Source organism: Saccharopolyspora rhizosphaerae, assembly GCF_003931915.1.
Lineage (GTDB): Bacteria > Actinomycetota > Actinomycetes > Mycobacteriales > Pseudonocardiaceae > Saccharopolyspora > Saccharopolyspora rhizosphaerae.
In genome coordinates, this window is sequence record NZ_RSAA01000010.1 from 102,508 (window position 1) to 120,823 (window position 18,316).

Sequence of the window (18,316 nt, forward strand, 5' to 3'; positions counted from 1 at the left end):
GCCCGCCCGCCGGCGTCTTGCGCGCGCACCGGGTCAGCCCTCGGCGAGCTGCTCCTGCCTCGCCCGCTCGACGCCGGCGAGGACCTGCGGGGTGACGGTGCGCAGGAACGGTGGGATCGTGATCAGCACGGCGAGGGCGAAGGCGGTGAAAGCGACGCGCATGCCGACCATCTCGGCCAGCAGCCCGGCCACGCCGGCGCCGACGGGCATCGCTCCCCAGCTGAACAGGCGCGCGACCGCGCTGTAGCGACCCATCATCTCCGGCTCGACGAGGTACTGGGCGATGGTGCGGGAGTTGACCGTCCACAGCGTTCCTCCCAGCCCACCGAAGAAGGCCCCCGCGGCGAGCGCCCACAGCTCGGTGGTCAGCACGGGCGTGATCACCATGGCGAAGGTGCCGACGAGGTCGGCGAACAACGCCCAGCGCCGGCCGATGAGGCGGTTCACGGTCGTCACGGTCAGCGCACCGACCAGCCCACCGACCCCCAACGCGCTCAGCAGCAGCCCGTACTCCCGCGGTCCGAGCCCGAGCACGGTGGTGGCCATGAGCGGCATGAGCGCCAGCCAGGCACCCCAGCAGGAGCACAGCACGGTCAGCACCAGTGCCATCAACCGCAGCAGTCGGCGCCGCCACAGGTAGCGCAGCCCCTCTCCGATCCGGCCGGCCACGCTGGCCTGCGGTGCTGCGTCCCGCGGAACGCGGAAGCGGCCGAGGAGGAACACCAGTGCCACGGTGGCCAGCACGTACCCGGCGGCGGTAGCACCCAACGCGAACGCGCTGCCGACCGCGAGGAGCAGGCCGCCCACGAAGGGGCCGCAGAACTCGTTGCAGACCGTTTCGGCACCCGTGATCCAGGCGTTGGCCCGCTCGCGCCAGCGCGGCCCCACCGCGGTCGGGGTCAGCGCCATCGCCGAGGTCAGCGCGATCACCTCGGCGATGCCCAGCACCGCGCCTGCGACCAGCAGCAACACCAGCGTCACGGCGTCCGAGCGCCAGGCCACCAGCAGTGCCGCGAGGGTCAGCAGCCGCAGGCCGTTGGCCAGCCACAGCAGCAGGCGCCGGTCGAACCGGTCCACCAGCACGCCCACGTGCAGGGCGGTGAGGAGCCACGGCAGCGTGAGCGCCAGCGAGACTGCCGCAACCAGCGCCGGTGAGCTGGTCAACGTGGTCGCCATCAACGGCAACGCCATCTTCAGCACGCCGTCGGCCAAGTTGGTGACGGCGGTGAACACCACCAGCACCAGCGCGTTGTGCCCGCTGCGGTCGCGGGACGGCGCGGCGGCCGGAGGCTCGGCGAGTCGGTGCACAGCTGCCCATCCCTCTTCGAGTAACCAGTGAAAGCACTTAGGTGGATAGTGTCACCGGTGGGCAGTCGCCCGTCCATCCCGCGAACGGGTAACCTGTCATCAGGTTGACCGGTTACTCCGCGCCGCCGAGGAGGTGCGTCGCCATGGATCCGTCCCGGCACGCCCAGCTGGTCATCGCCTTCGCCAACACGCTCGACGTCGAGGACGGCACCGACGCGCTGAGCGAGCCCGCGGGCCTCGCCCGCTGGTTGCGGGAGCACGAGCTGACTCCGAGAACACCCGCGGTGACCGAGGCCGACCACGATCGGGGACTCCGCCTGCGCTCAGGCCTCCGCGAAGTGCTCGGCACCGAGGAACAGCGCTCCCACGTGCTCGCCGACGCGGACGCCGTGCTCCTCGAGCTGCCCCTGCTGGCGTCGCTCGACCCGGAGTCGCCCCTCCAACCCGACCCGCACCTGCCGCCGACGCAGCGAGCGCTCGCGACCATCGCGTCCGCGCTCGCCACCCTGCTGATCACCGGCGAGGTGGAGCGGGTCAAACGCTGCCCCGCGGAGGACTGCGGCTGGGTGTTCTGGGATTCGACCAAGAACCGGAGTCGCCGCTGGTGCTCCATGCAGGTCTGCGGCAACCGCCAGAAGGCACGCACCTTCGCCGCCCGCAACCGCCCGTAGCGCCTGACCGGGGATCGCTCCACCTCAGCCGACGATCTTCCCCGTTCCACGTCCCATGTGGGCAGCGCGCTCGCTGAGCTCGACGCGACGCGAAACGGTTGTGCGCCTGCGGAATCGGAGATCAGACCAACGAACTCGTCCTCAACGGACCGATCCGGCTGCACGATCAGCGAGGATGACGCCGCGCCAGGCGGTGTCCCGCCTGGCGCACCTCGCACGGTCCGCAGGACCACCGCTGTGCCCGTGCGTTCGAGGCCGGCAACGCACCGCTCGGCTCGCCCCTTCGCGATCAGCCCCGCCGCACTCCCCTGTCGGAGGGAGTTTGACCAGGTCCCCGCGCGGCAATCCGTGTAAGAGCCGCTTCCGCCCAGTGCCCCTTGGAGGGAGTTCCACCATGGCGAAACCGCTGGCCCTGGTCACCGGCGCGTCGACCGGCATCGGGCGGGAGTTGGCGCGGTGCCTCGCCCAGGACGGGTACGACCTGCTCCTGACGGCCGAGAACACGCAGCTCGCCGACACCGCTCGCGAGATGCGGGTGGTCGGCGCGGACGTCGAGACCCTCCAGGTCGACCTCGCCGAACGCGGTGGGGTCGAGGAGCTCGCCGGGCGAGCCGCGGTGACCGGACGGCCGCTCGCGGTCCTGGCCCTCAACGCCGGTGTCGGCGTCGGCGGGCCGTTCACCGGCGACGACACCACGCTCGACGAGCAGTTGCGCGTCGTCGACCTCAACGTGCGCGCCACCGTGCACCTCGCGAAGCTGCTGCTCCCCGGGATGGTCGAACAGGGCCGCGGACGGGTGCTGTTCACCTCGTCGATCGCCGCGACCGCTCCAGGACCGTTCATGGCGGTCTACAACGCGTCGAAGGCCTTCGTGCAGTCGTTCGCACAGGCCCTGCGCGATGAGCTGCGGGACACCGGGGTCACCGTCACGACCTTGCTGCCGGGGCCCACCGACACCGAGTTCTTCAACCGGGCCCGGATGCGCGACACCAAGATCGGCGCCGGCCCGAAGGACAGAGCCGCCACGGTCGCCCGCCAGGGTTACGCCGCGATGGTGCGCGGCCGTGATTCCGTGGTGGCCGGGTCGTCTGCTAACCGCGTGCAGGTCGCGCTGTCGCGGGTGCTGCCAGAGCGCCTGGTCGCCGCCGTCCACCGCCGGATGAGCGCACCCGGCACCGCACGGTCGTGAAGCATTCGCGGGACCGAGCCGCAGTCCTGGGGAAACCCGCTCGCCAAGACCTCCTCCGCATGACGCGCGTGCTCGGAGCGGAGGTTTAGACGTCCCCGAGGTTGCCAACCCGATAGCCGGACCGACTCGATCACGAGGAGGAGCCGGTGGCAGCCAAGCCGTTCAGCGCGGTGCACGAGACGGTGCACGACCGCTGCGGAGTGCCCACGCGGCGGCGAGGCGCCGACGACGCGGACGTGATCACCGACAGCTGAGAGGTGCGGCATGGCTGCCGAAACGGCGCGCCACGGGCGGTGGGCTCGCAAGCGCAAGCGGACTCGACCGACTCCCGAGGACGTCACCCTCGTCGAGGAGCCGAAGCTCCGCAAAGCGGTCGCGGCCGCCGCCATCGGGAACACGATGGAATGGTTCGACTTCGGTGTTTTCAGCTACATCACCGTCGTGATCAGCCAGGTCTTCTTCCCGTCGAGCAGCCCGACGGCCCAACTGCTGTCCACCTTCGCCACCTTCGCGGTCGCGTTCCTCGTGCGCCCGCTCGGCGGGTTCTTCTTCGGACCGCTGGGTGACCGCATCGGCCGGCGGAAGGTCCTCGCCATCACCATGGTCACCATGGCCGCGGGGACGTTCATGATCGGGCTCATCCCCAGCTACGCCACCATCGGCATCTGGGCGCCCGTCCTGCTGCTCGTCGCCCGTCTCGTGCAAGGGTTCTCGACCGGCGGTGAGTACGGCGGCGCCACCACGTTCGTCGCCGAGTTCTCACCCGACCGGCGACGCGGTTTCATGGGCAGCTGGCTGGAGTTCGGCACGCTGCTCGGGTATTCGCTGGGTGCCGCCGTGGTGACTGTCCTGACGGTGAGCCTCCCCCAGGACGACCTGCTCAGCTGGGGCTGGCGCATCCCGTTCCTGCTCGGCGGGCCGCTCGGGATCATCGGCCTGTACCTGCGGTTCCGGCTCGAGGAAACGCCCGCCTTCCAGCAGGAGGACCAAGCCGGCGGGTCCAGCGGCGGCGGCTCCGAGCAGGAGTCCCAGCCGCGCAACTCCTACCGCGAGATCTTCGTCGACAACTTCCGGCCGCTGCTGATCTGCGTTGGTCTGGTGCTGGTCTTCAACGTCACCAACTACATGCTCACGGCGTACATGCCGACCTACCTGACCGTCGTGCTCGGCTTCAGCCACCCGCAGTCGCTGGTGCTGGTCCTGTCGGCGCTGCTGCTGGTGATCGGCTTGGTGCTGCGGCTGGGGTGGCGGTCGGACCAGTGGGGGCGGCTGCCGATCACGACCGTGGGAAGCGTCGCCCTCGTCGTGCTCGCCTTGCCGATCTTCCTGCTGATGAGCCTCGGGCACTGGTGGGCCGTGTTCCTGGGCATCCTCGTCCTGGGGTTGATCCTGGTCTGCTTCAGCAGCACCTTGCCCTCGACGATCCCCGCGCTGTTCCGCACGCCGGTCCGCTACGGCGGCGTCTCCATCGGGTTCAACATCTCGGTGGCGCTGTTCGGCGGTACGACGCCGCTGATCTCCGAGGCGCTCATCGGGTTCACCGGCAACACGATGTCGCCGGCGTTCCTGCTGATGATCGCGGGCGTCGTCGGGGCCGTCTCGGTGCTGTTCACCCGCGAGTCCGCTCGCCGGTCGCTCCCAGGTTCCAGCCCCACGGCCGCCAGTTCCGCCGAAGCGAGGAAGACCGCCCGCGACCAGCGCCGCGACCCCGGCGCCGACCCGGAGACCGACCACAGCTGACGGTCGCCGACGGGAGAGAGGGACACGACGAGGGCGCACCCTCCCACGCCTAGCGCGGAGGGTGCGCCCTCGTCGTCATCGCCACCGCAGGCACCGGGCCCACGCGAGACGGAACCGTCCCCGGGCCACCCGCCTGCTGGGCTGCCGCTCAGCCTTCCGCGGAGGGCTCGGGCCGGACGACGGTCTCCGGGTCGTCGTCCGCGGGCGGTTCGGGGTCCAACGCTTCGTCGGCCCGCTGGCTGTGCCCCCGGCGGAGATGCTCTTCCATCTCCTTCTCCATCTCGTCGTCCTTGATCGGTCCGTGCTTGTCCGAGCCGCGCTCCATGATGTCGACTCCTTCCGTTGACGAGCGGTCGCCCACGCCCTACCCGCCGCACGGCGCGCAGAAACCGACCACCGCCCGGCCGGCTGATCACCGTTGACCGATGTGGACGGAGGCGTCCCGCGGGTGGTCAGCGCTGCGGGCTCACACCTGCGCGGATCAGCCGGAACAGCCGCTGCGCCGCAGCGGCGGGATCGCCGTGGTGTTCGGTGGCCAGCGCGACGCCGACCGCCGCCGCGATCAGGTCGGCAGCGGTGGTGCTCGTCGCCACGGCGTTGTCCCGCACAGCACGACGCAGCAGCGGGTTCGCCGCTTCCTCGAGCAGCTCCGAGCAGGAGTTGTGCGCGGCCTCCGCCCCGGTCTGGTCGTACGCCAGCGCGACCGCCAGGCCGCGTGCGGAGGCGCAGTAGTCGACGACCTCGCTGAGCCACTGGACCAGCGCCTCTCGACCACCGCGCTCGGTCGCCAGTTCGTCGGCGCGGACGCGCAAGGCGTCGACCCGCTTGCGGGACACGGCATCGAGGACCGCGTGACGACTGGGGAAGTGCCGTCGCACGGTCGCGGAGCCCACGCCCGCGGTGCGGGCGATCTGCTCCAGGGAGGCGTCAGCACCGCGCGCAGCGACCTCCTCCTCCGCCACGGCGAGGATGCGCGCGTAGTGGGAGGAGCTAGCAGCACCTCGGCCCGACCGGACTCGGAGCACCACTGGCCACGCCAGCCCGCACCGCGCGGCCCGGGGCGGATCCCCGCTCTCATGGGTGCACGCGTCGGAGGGAGATCCGGCCGTTCTGCACACGGGTCTCGTACTGCGGCTGGTCGAACACCGCCGGGCCGTCGACGATCTCGCCGGTCGCCATCTCGAAGCAGGAGCCGTGCCACGGGCAGATCACCCGGTCGCCGTCCCGCTTGCCCTCGTCCAGGGGCCCGCCGGCGTGGCTGCACACCGCCCCGATCGCCACGGGAGTGCCCGCGCGCGACCGAGCCAGCAGCACGGCCTCCCCGGCGACCTCCACGCGCCTCAGCTCGTCGGAGCCCAGGTCGGCTTCGCTGAGCACGTCGGTGAACTCGTCCGGGCCCTTGTGCGCGTACTCCTGGTTGACCCGGACGCCCATGCCGTAGCTCAACTCGGACCCGATGTGGCCGGCGACCGCGGACGCCGCGAACGCCGCCCCGGAACTCAGCTTGGCGAACCGGCGGTTCCCCTGCGCGCGCCCCACCAGGGACGCCACGTTGAGCACGAGGCCCGCCACGTTGAGCAGGGCGTGCGTCCCGGCCACCCGCCTCGATTCGCCCAGGAGGTCGCGCCAGTCGGCGGTGCCGGTCGTCGCAGCGGGCAGGGTCGACAGCACTCCCACGGTCAGCGCGCGGTCGGCGGCGGCGCCGCACCGCCAATCCCCGGACACCGACTCCGCGGCGTCGAGGACGAGCGCCGTCGTGAACGCTCCCAGCGGGACGTGCGTCAGCGCGGGGTGCAGCGGCGCTCCCAACCACGTCCCGTCCAAGAAGTTCCGCAGCGGCATGGCCTTGCTCAACGCGTCGCGCACCAGCGGTTGGAGCTTGTCCTCGACCTGGTCCAACCACGGCATGCGTCGCGCCAACTGTCGTCCGAGCATCTTCCGCTCTGGCATCAGCGCCTCCTCCGTCGACAGCCACTTCGGCACACCCACGGGACTCCGATCCGCGAGTCGGTCCGGACAGCGCCTCCGGCAGCTCGCCCACGCCCGCACCCGCGTCGGGGATCCTGTGCACCGGCAGGTGCCCGGTACCGGCGCGCTCCTCAAGATTGCCCAGCACCGGCTCGACGACAAACGCTGTTCACCCCGCTGGTGGGGTCACCGCCGAGTGGGTTACGCAGCGTCCCGACCGCCCCCCACGAGGCGACCGAGGCCGACGCGTCCGGACCCCACCGCGCGCGTGGCGAGCGAGCCAATTGCCCACCCGACGGCGACCCGGAGAAAAACCGGAACGAACGAGGGCCGAAAGACTCTGTCAAGATCACCCGCAGGGAGGATGCTGGCCAGTAGCAGCCCCGATCCAGCAGAAGGCCCCGATGAACCGCACCATCCCCCTTGGCGACGGCGGGTGCCTGGACATCACCCAGGACAGCGCCGGCGCGTGGACACTGCACTACACCGCCCCTGGCCGCGAGGACATCGTCGTCGTCCTCAGCGACGAGGCGAACGCTCGGCAGGCCATCACCTGGTTGCTCGCCGGAGCCATGCAACCCGAGATCACGCTGGACCCGGCCGACCTCCAGCGGTCCAGCTCGCCGCAGGGGTGAGGCAGTCCCGCAGGAGGTTGATGCGGTCACGCACCGGTGGCGCGTCTCGACAACGCCCCGCTGCGGCGGATGAGGGCGACTGCGCAGACCAGGGTGATCAGCACGTAGACCAGGCCCAGCACCACGACCGGCACGATGGACCCGGTGCGGGCGAGCAGGAACTGGCAGGCGATCGGTGCCGTGCCGGCGAAGAGCGTGGTGCACAGCTGGTAGCACAACGAGATCGCTGTGTACCGGACCTCCACGGGGAAGACCTGGGCCAGCAGGCCTGCCAGCGCCGCGTAGTACGTGGCGTGCGGGACCGTGGCCAGGGCCATCCCCAGGATCGCGAGCGGCATCGAGCCGGTGCTGACCAGCGCGAACATCGCCGGCAGCAGCACGATCTCGGGCAGCAGCATCCACAGGACGGCGCGCTTGAGGTCGACCCTGCTCGCCAGCACTGCACCGAGCGGCTGCGCGCAGACCTGCACCACGAGCGCGATCGTGATCACGGTCAGGAACGACGAGCGGCTGAAGGCGAGCTCCTCGGTCGCCCAGGACAAGGCGAACGTCGTCTTGACGTAGGTGATCGCCACACCTGCGGTACCGGCTCCCACGCCGAGCGCGACCAGCACCGGGTAGCGCCCGAGCACGTCCTTGATGGGCAGCTTCGAGCGCTGCTCTGACGCGAGGACCGCGCGCATCTCCGGTGTTTCCGTGAGACGGAGCCGGATGAACAGACCGACGAGCACCAGGACGGCCGAGACCAGGAAGGGCAGGCGCCAGCCCCAGGACGCGAAGGCGCTGTCGGAGAGGTGGGCGATGCCGAGGAAGGCCAGCGTGGCGAGGAGGTTGCCGACCGGTGACCCCTGCTGCGCGAAGGCACCGTAGAGGATCTTCTTGCCGGGCGGGGCGTACTCGGTGGCGATCAGGACCGCCCCACCCCACTCCCCGCCCATCGCCACGCCCTGCACCATCCGCAAGCACACCAGCAGGACCGGGGCGGCGGCGCCGATCTGGGCGTACGTCGGCAGCAGTCCGACGCAGAACGTGGCACCTCCCATCATCACCAGCGTGATGATGAGGGCCTTCTTGCGGCCGAAGCGGTCCCCGAAGTGCCCGAACACCACTCCGCCCAGCGGGCGCGCGAGGAAGCCGACCCAGAACGTGGCGAACGCGGCGAGCGTGCCCAGCGCCGGGGTGACCTCGGGGAAGAAGATCGTGCCGAGCACCAGGGCCGAGGCCGATCCGTAGATGTAGAAGTCGAACCACTCGATGGTGGTCCCGATGAACGCGGTGATGCCCGCCCTGCGCGCCTCCCGCGCACGAGGTGCGCTCGCCGCGGCGGTGGTCGCGCCCGCTCCTGATCGCTCCATCGCGATGTCCTCTCGTGTCACTTCCCCGTTGCGCGACGCACCCGCAGCACGCACGACGGCGCAGTGTCCCGTCCTCCGTGGACACTGGTGTGGCAACTCCCCGGCGCGCCGGGGGGTCTCGCCGTCCACCGCTGCGGTTCCGCGTCGCTTCCACGGGCGTCGGCCTACTGGTGGGGACGGGCTTCCTCGCGGAGGTCACCGGGGGCTGCGAGGAGGCGGTCGACCTCGGCGTCGTCGTAGCCGAGCTCGCTGAGGACCTCGCGGCTGTGCTCCCCCAGCACCGGGGGCGCGGTGCGCAGTTCCGGGCGCTCGCCCCGGAAGGTGACCGGGAACCGGATCTGCTCGAGCTCACCGACCGCCGGGTGGTCGACGGTGCCGATCATGCCCAGCACCTGCGTCTGCTCGGACGCGTAGATCTCGTCGAGGGAGCGGATCGGCGTCACCGGTACGCCCGCCTGGCCGAGCAAGGTGCACCACTGCTCGACGGTCCGTTCGCGCAGGGTCACCTCGAGCTCGGCGTTGAGGGCGTCGCGGTGCGTCACCCGGTCCGCGTTGGTGATGAACCTCGGGTCGGCCGGCAGGTCCTCGCGGCCGATGGTCACGCACAACCGGCGCCACAGGTCCTGGTTGCCGACCGCGATCACGAAGTTCCCGTCGGAGGCCGGGTACGCCTGGTAGGGCACCAGGTTGGGGTGGCCGGAGCCGAGCCGCCGGGGACGCTCGCGGGTTGCGAAGTACCCGGTCGCCCAGCTCACGTGCAGCGCGAGCTGGCTCTCGTACAGCGAGGTGGTGAGGTACTGGCCGCGGCCGGTGCGGGCGCGCTCGACCAGCGCGGCGTTCACGCCGATGACGCCGAACAACGCGGCGCTGAGGTCGGCCATCGCGTACCCGGCTTTCAGCGGTGGCCCGTCGGGCTCGCCGGTGAGCGACATCAGCCCGGCCGCCGCCTGGGCCACCATGTCGTAGCCGGGTTCCAGCCGCATCGGTCCCGCATCGCCGAAGGCCGAGATGTGCAGCACCACCAGTTCGGGGTACTGCTCGCTGAGGCGTTCGTAGCTGTAGAGCTCGTGCAGCGAGCTGCCGGGGCGGAAGTTCTCCACGACCACGTCGGCGGTGGAGATCAGCCGGTGCACCGCCTCGTGCCCGTCCGCGGACTTCAGGTCGAGGACCACGGACCGCTTGTTGCGGTTGGCCGACAGGTAGTAGGTGGCGTCCGGACCGTTGAACGGCGGCCCCCACGAGCGGGTCGGGTCGCCACCATCCGGGTGCTCGACCTTCACCACGTCCGCGCCCAGGTCCGCCAGCGACATCGTGACGTACGGGCCCGCGAGGATCTTGGACAGGTCGACGACGCGGATGCCGGCCAGCGGACCGGCCCCGGGCGGGACGGTGGACTCAGACACGGTGCGCCTCCTGAGCGCTGTCGGGGATGGCGGTGAAGGCCGCGCGTGCGGTCTCGGCGTCGACGTCGCCGCCGTCGGCGATCTGCGGCAGAACCGCCAGCGCGGGAACCGAGCCCAGCCGTCCTCCGACGAGCCGGTGCAACCAGGTGTGGGCGACGAGCAACTTGCGGTGTCCGAGACCGTTCTCCAGCTCGCGGTGCGCTTGTTCGAGCAGCAGCGTGGCCATCACGGCGTCGCTGAGGTCGTCGGCGTAGGCGGCGACGCCGACTTCCTGGTCGAACCGCTCCGCGGCCAGCAGCTCCTCACCCCGCACGCGCAGCGCTTCCCAGTGCCGCGACAGGAGGTTCGCAGCCGGTGCGCACGCCGCCTGGTGGAGGGCCGCGAGCCGTTCCCGGTAGGTCCCGATGAGCAGGGCGTGGGAGCCCTCGCGCCGCATGCAGCGGAGCACGTCCAGGGCGATCACGTTCGACGAGCCTTCCCAGACCGACCCGAGGTGGGCGTCGCGCAGCAGGCGCGGGTCCACCCAGTCCTCGATGTAGCCGTTGCCGCCGCGCACCTCCATCGCCTCACCGGTCACGTGGCGGGCCCGCTTGCACACCGTGTGCTTGGCCAGCGGGGTGAGGACCCGGACCTGCGCGCGGGCGCGCTCGTCCCCGCCATCGGCGGCGTCGAGCACGTCCGCCGCTTCGAGCACCAGACCCAGGGACGCCTCGGCTTCCAGCAGCAGCGGCAGCAGCGTGGACCGCATCAAGGGCTGGTCGAACAACAGCGCGCCGAAGGCCTGGCGCTGCCGGGTGTGGTCGACGGCCTCCCGAGCCGCGCGCCTCATCAACGCGCTCGCCCGCATCGCGTTGGACAGGCGGGAGACGTTGAGCATCTCGGCCATCTGAGCGAAGCCGCGGGTGAGGTCGCCGACGGGGCGGGCGAAGGCGTCCTGCAAGGTGACTTCGCCGCTGGCCATGGACCTGGTCCCCAGCTTGTCCTTGAGGCGGTCGATCCTGATGCCGTTGCGGCTGCCGTCCGGCCGGTGCCGGGGAACCAGGAACAGCCCCAGTCCCCGCGTCCCCTCGCCTTGTCCGGGAACCCGGGCGAGGGTGAGGATCACGTCGGCCGACACGTTGGAGCAGAACCACTTGTGGCCGTCAAGGGTCCAGTGGTCGCCGTGGTCGGTCGCGACCGTGGCGGTCCCGCCGACGTCGCTGCCGCCCTGCTTCTCGGTCATGAACATCGCACCGGTGGCCACCGCGGCCGGATCGCGGCTGGTCAGCGCCTCGATCTCGGTCGTGAAGGCCTCGGGGTCGAACATGCGCAGCACCCGTGCCGCCGAGTCGGTCATGGACACCGGGCAGGCCAGGCCGAACTCCGACTGCACGAACAAGTACGAGAGGGCGTACTTGACCAGGTGAGGGGTCGTGGTCGACCAGCCGTGCACACCCGGCCGGTGCGACATCGCGGCGAGCCCGAACGTCCCGAACGCGATCTCGCACATCCGGTCGTAGGCAGGGTGGAACTCGACCTCGTCGATCCTCGTGCCGTCCGGTGCGAACTGCCTCAGCACAGGCGGGTTCCGGTCGGCGGTCGCCGCCAAGGCGTCCAGCTCGCCGCCTGCGATCTCCCCGAGCTCGTCGAGCAACGGCTCCACGCGGGCGCGGTCGTCTGCGGAGAGGTAGCTGTCGAGGAGCGGCCGGAGGGCGGGATCTCCATCAGCGACGTTCACGGTGGTCTCCACACGAGATCGGGGACGGCGACGTCCAGGAAGTGCCAGTGCGGGCGACCGCGGCGCCGTGGCGGCGTCCTGGATCCCGCGGCGCGGTGGGTCCACCCTCGCAGCGTGATCGTGGGAGGTCCAACCTCAATCTGAGCGCACGGTGAGACGTCTTCCAGCACAATTCCGCGGGTCTGCGCGCTCGCCGACCGCCACGTCGCGCGCAACCACCGCCCGAGGCAGCGCGGTGCGCGAGGTCGATGCGGGTGGGCCACCGAGCTGCATCCGGTCTGGATCGGTGGTTGACTCATCGCGGATCGGCACTGAACATGGCCGCTCCGGAGCGACCGGCGACCGAAGGACCGATGCACGTGGAGTTGAGGCACCTGGCGGGGTTCGTCGCGGTCGCCGAGGAACAGCACTTCGGCCGGGCTGCGGCGCGCCTGCACATCTCCCAATCTCCGTTGAGCCAGCAGATCCGCCTGCTGGAACGGGATCTGGGAACCACCCTGTTCGACCGCAGCACCAGGTCGGTGAAGCTCACGGCGGCCGGGGAAACGCTGCTGGGTCCGGCCCGGGAGGTGCTGGCGGCCGCGGCCGTGGCACGCCGCGCCGCACGGGCCGCCGGTCGAGGACAGGTGGGGCGGGTGTCGCTCGGGTTCGCAGGCACCAGCAGCGCGGTCACGCTGCCGATCCTGACCAGGGCCGTCACCGCCGAGCTGCCCGGCATCGAGTTCGTGCTGCAGGGTCCGTACTACTCGGGCGAGACCGTGGGCAGGGTCGCCGACGGAAGCCTCGACCTCGCCTTCGCCACGGTCAGCAACACCCGCGGCCTCCGCAACCGCGTCATCCGGCACGACCGGCTCGTGCTCGCCGTCGCCGACACCCACCCGCTGGCCGCCGAGGACGAGGTGACGCTGGGCGAGCTGGCCGACGAGCACTTCGTGACCTTCCCGGCCGCACGGGGGTCGGAGGTCCGCGAGCTCGGCGTGCGCTCGTGCCTCGAAGCCGGTTTCACCCCGCGCATCGTCCAGGAGGCTCCGGACTCGTTCACCCTCCTGGCGTTGGTCGGTGCCGGCGTCGGGATCGCCCTCACGGTCGAAGCCGCGCGCAGCATCGCCCTGGAGCACGTGGTCTTCGTCCCGCTCGCCGAGCCCGCAACGGTGCTGCCGGTCTCCCTGGTCTGGCGCGCAACGGACGAGTCCGCGGCGCTGCACGCCGTCCTGGACCTCGCGGAGGAGGTCCTGCCGACCGCACCCGCGTGATCCGCCGCCCGGTCAGTGCTCGCTCGACGCTCCCGCGAACACGCTGCTCCCGTAGATGTCCTCCGCGGTGATGGTGACGAGGTCTTCCTTCCTCAGTGGACGGTTCAGCGCCACCAGGCGCCGGGCCTGGCGCAGGCGGCTGCGCTCGATGGCGTTGCGCACGCTGCGCGCGTTGGAGAAGTTCGGCCGTTCCATCCGGCGGGTCAGGTACTCGGCGAAGACCTCGCGGGCGTGCTCGCTGAAGCGGAAGTTCTCCTCCGCGACCATGAGGTCCGCGATCTGCACCAGCTCGGCGTGGTCGTAGTCGTGGAACTCGATGTGGTGCGGAACGCGGGAGCTCAAGCCCGGGTTGGCCGAGAAGAACGTCGCCATGCGTTCCGGGTACCCGGCGAAGATGACCACCAGGTCGCTGTGCTCGTCCTCCATCTCGGTCAGCAGGATCTCGATGACCTCCTGGCCGTAGTCGCGCTCGTTGTCCGGGCGGAAGAGGTAGTAGGCCTCGTCGATGAACAGCACTCCGCCGGCCGCCCGCGCGAGCGCCTCCTTGGTCTTCGGTGCGGTGTGGCCGATGAACTGACCGACCAGGTCGTCGCGGGTCACCACGTGGACCCGCGGAGTCCTGATGTAGCCGAGGGCGTGCAGGATGGTCGCCATCCGCATGGCCACGGTGGTCTTCCCGGTGCCGGGTCCTCCGGTGAAGCTCATGTGCAGGGTCGGGGTCGAGGAGGTGAGCCCGAACCGCTCGCGAGCGCGGTCGACCTGCAGCAAGGAGGCGATCTCGCGGACGCGCCGCTTGACCGGAGCCAGCCCGACCAGCTCGGCGTCGAGCGATGCCAGCGTCTCCGCGACCCGGGTCGCCGACTCGTCGGCCGAGAGGTCGAGCTCCGCGTCGTCACCGAGCGGTCTCGGTTCGGGCACGGCCGCCTCGGTGATCGGCGCGTCCGGCTCCGGGTCGGCCTGGGGAGGCCTCGGGAACCCGAAACCCGTGGGCTTCTCCACGACGTCACCTCCTCGCGTAGCGAGCACCGGCCGGTTCCTCTGTGGCGTAGGACTTCACGGTGTACCGCTGGGTGCGTCCCGTCGCCTCCTGGCGTTCGACGAGGAAACCCGGATCCTCCTGCGGCCTTTGGACGAGGAAGTGCAGCGCGGTCGACTGCCTGCCCAGGCTGGCGTCGTAGGCGAGCACCCGCACGTAGTGCTGCGGGTACGCGGCGCGGCACTCGTTGATCTGCGCGAGGACACCGTCGGGCTCGACCAGGTCGAACATCGGCAAGCCCCACATCTCCCAGTAGACGTTGCGCGGGTGCGGGTCGTCGGTGTGCTCGACCGAGACCGGCCACCCCTGGGACAGGGCGTACTTCACCTGGGCCGCGATCTCCTCGTCGGTGAGGTCGGGCAGGTACGAGAACGTTCCGTAGCGGAGTTGCATGGCGTGCTCCTGCCTCAGTGGTGGGTCAAGCCGTCGGCAGCGGGGTCGGGACGAAGTCCGGCGCGTCGGTGCTGGTGTAGTCGAAGGTGACGTCACCCCACGTGGACAGCGCCGCCTCGAGGGACTGGCAGTGCTTCGCGGATCGCCGCAGCACGTCAGGACCTTCGCGCAGCAGGTCTCGGCCTTCGTTGCGCGCCTTGACCACTGCCTCCAGCGCAACACGGTTGGCTTCCGCGCCTGCGGCGATGCCGTACGGGTGGCCGATGGTGCCGCCGCCGAACTGCAGGATGACGTCGTCGCCGAACAGGTCGAGCAGCTGGTGCATCTGCCCGGCGTGGATGCCGCCGGACGCGACCGGCATGACGCCCGGCAACGACGCCCAGTTCTGCTCGAAGAAGATGCCGTTCTGCAGGTTGAGCGGGACGTGGTCCTCCCGCAGCGTGTCGTAGTACCCGCGGGTGGTGGCCGGGTCGCCTTCGAGCTTCCCGACGACGGTCCCCGCGTGGACGTGGTCCACGCCCATCAACCGGCACCACTTCGCGATCACCCGGAAGCTGACACCGTGCGTCTTCTGCCGCGTGTACGTCGAGTGGCCCGCGCGGTGCAGGTGCAGCAGCACGCCGTTCTGCCGGGCCCAGTTCGCCATCGACTGGATCGCGGTGTAGCCGATCGTCAGGTCGATCATCACGATCACGCTGCCGAGATCCTTGGCGAACTCCGCGCGGCGGTACACCTCCTCCATCGTCCCGGCGGTGACGTTGAAGTAGTGCCCCTTGACCTCACCGGTCTCGGCCATCGCCCGGTTGACGCCCTCCATCCCGTAGAGGAAGCGGTCGCGCCACCGCATGAACGGCTGGGAGTTGATGTTCTCGTCGTCCTTGGTGAAGTCCAGCCCGCCGCGGCAGGCCTCGTACACGACGCGGCCGTAGTTGCGGGCCGACAGCCCGAGCTTCGGTTTGATCGTCGCCCCGAGCAGCGGACGGCCGTACTTGTTGAGGTGCTCGCGCTCCATGACGATGCCGTGCGCCGGGCCCTGGAAGGTCTTGGCGTAGACGACCGGGATGCGCATGTCCTCGAGCCGCAGCGCCTTCAGCGGCTTGAAGCCGAAGACGTTGCCGATGATCGAGGAGGTCAGGTTCGCGATCGAGCCCTCTTCGAAGAGGTCGACGTCGTAGGCGATGTAGGCGAAGTACTCCCCCGGCCGGCCCGGGACCTCGTCGACGCGGTAGGCCTTCGCCTGGTAGTGGGTGTGCGCGGTGAGCCGGTCGGTCCACACGACCGTCCAGGTCGCGGTGGAGGACTCCCCCGCCACCGCCGCAGCCGCCTCGACGGGGTCCACCCCTTCCTGGGGGGTCACGCGGAAGACCGCGAGCACGTCGGTGTCCTTGGGGACGTAGTCCTCGTTGAAGTAGCCCATCCCCGCGTAGCTCTGCACGCCCGGATCCCAGCGCTGCTCGGTCCGCGCACCGTTCTCGCTGATCGTCATGGCAGTTCCTCCCGGTCCGCTGGCCACACGACCAGTCTCGGGCGACAACCCGTCAACGACAATGGAAACTTCCTTGAGGACGATTAAGGCATCATTGAACTATGACGATCCCTGCCGACCTGCCGGCCGCCGCCACCTGGGGGCGGCTGCACACCTTCATGGCGGTCCACGAGACGGGCAGCGTGAAAGCCGCCGCGGAAGCGCTGCACGTGACACCACCCGCGGTCTCCGCCGCCATCGCGGCTCTGGAGGTCGCCCTCGGGACGGCGCTGTTCGCGAAGTCCGGACGAGGCATCGTGCCCACCGACGCCGGCGAGACCTTCGCGAGCTACGTGCGCAAGCTCCAGGGCCTGCTCGCCGAAGCGGCCAGCGCGGTGCAGGACGCGGACCGCGGTCGCGTGCGGATCGGCGCCGTCGCGACGGCCAGCGAGTACGTCCTGCCGCGGCTGATCGCGTCGTTCGCGGCGGAACACCCGCAGGTCGAGCTGTCCCTGTCGGTCCGGCCGCGGGAGGAGCTGTTCTCGCTGGCCTCCGACCACGCCGTCGACGTGGTGCTCGCCGGGCGTCCGCCGCGCGGCTCCGGGCTGGTGACCCGAGCGCGGCGGCCCAACCGCTTGGTCGTCGTCGGCAAGCCGGGGGTGCGCGGTGACCCGTTGCGGATGACCTGGCTGCTCACCGCCGTGGGCTCGGGCACCCGGGACACGGCCCTGGCGCTGCTCACCCGCCTGCAGGCAGCACCGCCGCTGCTGACCCTCGGCACCTCCGGTGCCGCGGTCGCCGCCGCGCGCGAGGGCCTCGGCGTCACGCTGGTCCACGAGGAGGCCGTGCGGGAGCAGCTGGAGGCCGGGGACCTCGCGTCCTCCCCCGTGACGGGAACTCCGCTCGACCGCCCGTGGCACCTGTGCACCTCCCCGGATCCGACCGCGGCGACCCGGCTGTTCCTCGAGCACGTGTGCGCGTCCGACGCGGTGGGTGCGGCGGCGTTTCACACCCGGCACCGCCCCGAGGGGTGAGCACGCGGAACGGAGCGGCTCGGACCATGCTGAGCATGACGACTTCCACCAGCACCGTGCCCGCCCTGGCAGCGACCGCTGAGCAGATGACGTGCCGAGGACGCGGCATCCTCGCCGCCGACGAGTCGATCAAGACCATGTCGGCCCGCTTGCAGGCCGAGGGGATCGCCGCGAACGAGACGACCCGGCGCGACTACCGCGAACTGCTGCTGACCACCGAACGGTTGTCCGACTCGATCAGCGGGATCATCCTGTGCGACGAGACGTTCGGCCAACGCCTCAGCGACGGTCGCACGTTCCCCGAGGCCGCGCGCGATGCAGGACTCCTGCCCGGCATCAAGGTCGACACCGGCACCACCCCGCTGCCGGGACTCGGTGGGGCGCTCATCACCGAGGGCCTCGACGGGCTGGGCACCCGGCTGGCGTCCTACGCCGCACGCGGAGCCGCCTTCGCCAAGTGGCGTGCCGTGTTCGACGTCCGGACGATCACCACTCACAGCGCCCGCGCCAACGGCCACGCCCTCGCCCGGTACGCCGCGCTGTGCCAGGAGCACGGGATCGTCCCGATCGTCGAGCCGGAAGTGCTCTGCAACGGCGACCACGGCCTGGCGGAGTCCGCTCGCGCAACGCACCTCGCCCTCGCCAGCGTGTTCGACGAGCTCGAGCTCAGCGGGGTCGCCCTGCGCGGGCTCGTGCTCAAGCCGAACTTCGTGACGCCCGGTCTGGGAGCTCCAGCGGCCCCGGCCTCCACGGTCGCGGCCGCAACACTGGAAGTGCTCAGCGGCACCGTTCCGCCCGCCGTGCCCGGGATCGCCTTCCTGTCCGGCGGACACCCGACCGCAGATGCCTGCGCGTTCCTCGCCGAGCTCGACGCCACCACCGAGCGCCCGTGGCAGGTCACCTTCTCCTTCGGCCGAGCGCTGGTCAGCGACGCGCTGCGCACCTGGGCCGGCGACGCGGCGCACACCGCCGCGGCCCAGGGCGCGCTGCGCGCCAACTGCCGCCACGCCGCAGAAGCCACGAGCCGCCCTCCCGCAACCCTGTGAACCACGAACTGCTGACCACTGGAACCGAGCCACCCGTCCAGGCGTCCCGCGCCCCGCAGAGCCCGTCGAATTCCGCGCGAACCTCGACGAGGAACTTCGGGCG

17 protein-coding genes are annotated in these 18,316 nt (G+C 70.9%); 7 read left to right on the forward strand and 10 right to left on the reverse strand.

From position 1 onward, the window contains the following. Window positions 1–33 precede the first annotated feature (33 nt). The gene (locus EIL87_RS11705) at window positions 34–1,308 is read right to left on the reverse strand and encodes an MFS transporter (RefSeq protein WP_233576189.1); all 1,275 of its coding nucleotides are present in this window, start codon (window positions 1,306–1,308) and stop codon (window positions 34–36) included. Window positions 1,309–1,451: 143 nt separating this feature from the next. Between EIL87_RS11705 and EIL87_RS11710 the strand changes: the two genes are divergently transcribed. From EIL87_RS11710 to EIL87_RS11720, 3 genes are all read left to right on the forward strand, one after another. Beyond that, a complete protein-coding gene (locus EIL87_RS11710; RefSeq protein WP_125090268.1) occupies window positions 1,452–1,979 on the forward strand; it encodes a CGNR zinc finger domain-containing protein in 528 nt (175 codons plus the stop codon). A gap of 394 nt (window positions 1,980–2,373) precedes the next feature. Beyond that, window positions 2,374–3,168 carry an SDR family NAD(P)-dependent oxidoreductase gene (locus tag EIL87_RS11715; protein ID WP_125090269.1) on the forward strand — a complete coding sequence of 265 codons (795 nt, stop codon included), beginning with the start codon at window positions 2,374–2,376 and terminating at the stop codon, window positions 3,166–3,168. A 264-nt stretch (window positions 3,169–3,432) separates the two neighbouring features. After that, a complete protein-coding gene (locus EIL87_RS11720; protein ID WP_125090270.1) occupies window positions 3,433–4,908 on the forward strand; it encodes an MFS transporter in 1,476 nt (491 codons plus the stop codon). A gap of 148 nt (window positions 4,909–5,056) precedes the next feature. On the opposite strand, the gene EIL87_RS27065 is transcribed toward EIL87_RS11720, so the two are convergent. The 3 genes from EIL87_RS27065 to EIL87_RS11730 form a co-directional block, all read right to left on the reverse strand. Beyond that, the gene (locus tag EIL87_RS27065; protein WP_199740379.1) at window positions 5,057–5,233 is read right to left on the reverse strand and encodes a hypothetical protein; all 177 of its coding nucleotides are present in this window, start codon (window positions 5,231–5,233) and stop codon (window positions 5,057–5,059) included. A gap of 127 nt (window positions 5,234–5,360) precedes the next feature. Beyond that, window positions 5,361–5,870 carry a TetR/AcrR family transcriptional regulator gene (locus EIL87_RS11725; protein WP_233576190.1) on the reverse strand — a complete coding sequence of 170 codons (510 nt, stop codon included), beginning with the start codon at window positions 5,868–5,870 and terminating at the stop codon, window positions 5,361–5,363. Between the two features lie 112 nt (window positions 5,871–5,982). Continuing rightward, window positions 5,983–6,858 (reverse strand): Rieske 2Fe-2S domain-containing protein, encoded by an 876-nt coding sequence (locus tag EIL87_RS11730; protein ID WP_125090272.1) that lies wholly within the window; start codon window positions 6,856–6,858, stop codon window positions 5,983–5,985. 422 nt (window positions 6,859–7,280) lie between these two features. On the opposite strand from EIL87_RS11730, the gene EIL87_RS11735 reads away from it, so the two are divergent. Continuing rightward, window positions 7,281–7,511: a hypothetical protein gene (locus tag EIL87_RS11735; RefSeq protein ID WP_125090273.1), complete on the forward strand. Its 231-nt coding sequence runs from the start codon at window positions 7,281–7,283 to the stop codon at window positions 7,509–7,511. Between the two features lie 26 nt (window positions 7,512–7,537). Here EIL87_RS11735 and EIL87_RS11740 read toward each other — a convergent pair whose 3' ends face one another. The 3 genes from EIL87_RS11740 to EIL87_RS11750 form a co-directional block, all read right to left on the reverse strand. Beyond that, window positions 7,538–8,866, reverse strand: coding sequence for an MFS transporter (locus tag EIL87_RS11740; protein ID WP_125090274.1), 1,329 nt, complete (start codon window positions 8,864–8,866; stop codon window positions 7,538–7,540). A 164-nt stretch (window positions 8,867–9,030) separates the two neighbouring features. Beyond that, window positions 9,031–10,269, reverse strand: coding sequence for a CaiB/BaiF CoA transferase family protein (locus tag EIL87_RS11745; RefSeq protein WP_125090275.1), 1,239 nt, complete (start codon window positions 10,267–10,269; stop codon window positions 9,031–9,033). Continuing rightward, window positions 10,262–11,986 carry an acyl-CoA dehydrogenase family protein gene (locus EIL87_RS11750; RefSeq protein WP_125090276.1) on the reverse strand — a complete coding sequence of 575 codons (1,725 nt, stop codon included), beginning with the start codon at window positions 11,984–11,986 and terminating at the stop codon, window positions 10,262–10,264. Before EIL87_RS11750 ends, EIL87_RS11745 begins: the two co-directional genes overlap by 8 nt. Before the next feature lie 359 nt (window positions 11,987–12,345). Between EIL87_RS11750 and EIL87_RS11755 the strand changes: the two genes are divergently transcribed. Next, complete coding sequence (locus EIL87_RS11755) at window positions 12,346–13,239, forward strand: LysR family transcriptional regulator (RefSeq protein WP_125090277.1); 894 nt, start codon at window positions 12,346–12,348, stop codon at window positions 13,237–13,239. A 12-nt stretch (window positions 13,240–13,251) separates the two neighbouring features. Here the strand turns inward: EIL87_RS11755 and EIL87_RS11760 are convergent, their stop codons facing one another. The 3 genes from EIL87_RS11760 to EIL87_RS11770 are packed head-to-tail and all read right to left on the reverse strand — an operon-like array spanning window position 13,252 to window position 16,154. Then, window positions 13,252–14,238, reverse strand: coding sequence for an AAA family ATPase (locus tag EIL87_RS11760; RefSeq protein ID WP_125090278.1), 987 nt, complete (start codon window positions 14,236–14,238; stop codon window positions 13,252–13,254). A gap of 4 nt (window positions 14,239–14,242) precedes the next feature. Then, the gene (locus EIL87_RS11765) at window positions 14,243–14,668 is read right to left on the reverse strand and encodes a ribulose bisphosphate carboxylase small subunit (protein WP_125090279.1); all 426 of its coding nucleotides are present in this window, start codon (window positions 14,666–14,668) and stop codon (window positions 14,243–14,245) included. Window positions 14,669–14,693: 25 nt separating this feature from the next. Continuing rightward, window positions 14,694–16,154: a form I ribulose bisphosphate carboxylase large subunit gene (locus tag EIL87_RS11770; RefSeq protein WP_125090280.1), complete on the reverse strand. Its 1,461-nt coding sequence runs from the start codon at window positions 16,152–16,154 to the stop codon at window positions 14,694–14,696. A gap of 101 nt (window positions 16,155–16,255) precedes the next feature. On the opposite strand from EIL87_RS11770, the gene EIL87_RS11775 reads away from it, so the two are divergent. Both EIL87_RS11775 and EIL87_RS11780 read left to right on the forward strand, forming a co-directional pair. Further along, window positions 16,256–17,167 (forward strand): LysR family transcriptional regulator, encoded by a 912-nt coding sequence (locus EIL87_RS11775; protein WP_199740380.1) that lies wholly within the window; start codon window positions 16,256–16,258, stop codon window positions 17,165–17,167. A 35-nt stretch (window positions 17,168–17,202) separates the two neighbouring features. Beyond that, on the forward strand, window positions 17,203–18,213 hold the full coding sequence (locus EIL87_RS11780; RefSeq protein ID WP_125090281.1) for a class I fructose-bisphosphate aldolase: 1,011 nt from the start codon (window positions 17,203–17,205) through the stop codon (window positions 18,211–18,213). The last annotated feature ends 103 nt before the right edge of the window (window positions 18,214–18,316 follow it).

What these genes read in the sequence shown, in the direction of transcription:
- EIL87_RS11730 (WP_125090272.1), bottom strand. Translation starts at nt 6,858, where the DNA reads ATGCCAGAGCGGAAGATGCTCGGACGACAGTTGGCGCGACGCATGCCG.
- EIL87_RS11740 (WP_125090274.1), bottom strand. Translation starts at nt 8,866, where the DNA reads ATGGAGCGATCAGGAGCGGGCGCGACCACCGCCGCGGCGAGCGCACCT.
- EIL87_RS11775 (WP_199740380.1), top strand. Translation starts at nt 16,256, where the DNA reads ATGACGATCCCTGCCGACCTGCCGGCCGCCGCCACCTGGGGGCGGCTG.
- EIL87_RS11770 (WP_125090280.1), bottom strand. Translation starts at nt 16,154, where the DNA reads ATGACGATCAGCGAGAACGGTGCGCGGACCGAGCAGCGCTGGGATCCG.
- EIL87_RS11720 (WP_125090270.1), top strand. Translation starts at nt 3,433, where the DNA reads ATGGCTGCCGAAACGGCGCGCCACGGGCGGTGGGCTCGCAAGCGCAAG.
- EIL87_RS11765 (WP_125090279.1), bottom strand. Translation starts at nt 14,668, where the DNA reads ATGCAACTCCGCTACGGAACGTTCTCGTACCTGCCCGACCTCACCGAC.
- EIL87_RS11735 (WP_125090273.1), top strand. Translation starts at nt 7,281, where the DNA reads ATGAACCGCACCATCCCCCTTGGCGACGGCGGGTGCCTGGACATCACC.
- EIL87_RS27065 (WP_199740379.1), bottom strand. Translation starts at nt 5,233, where the DNA reads ATGGAGCGCGGCTCGGACAAGCACGGACCGATCAAGGACGACGAGATG.
- EIL87_RS11715 (WP_125090269.1), top strand. Translation starts at nt 2,374, where the DNA reads ATGGCGAAACCGCTGGCCCTGGTCACCGGCGCGTCGACCGGCATCGGG.
- EIL87_RS11780 (WP_125090281.1), top strand. Translation starts at nt 17,203, where the DNA reads ATGACGACTTCCACCAGCACCGTGCCCGCCCTGGCAGCGACCGCTGAG.
- EIL87_RS11710 (WP_125090268.1), top strand. Translation starts at nt 1,452, where the DNA reads ATGGATCCGTCCCGGCACGCCCAGCTGGTCATCGCCTTCGCCAACACG.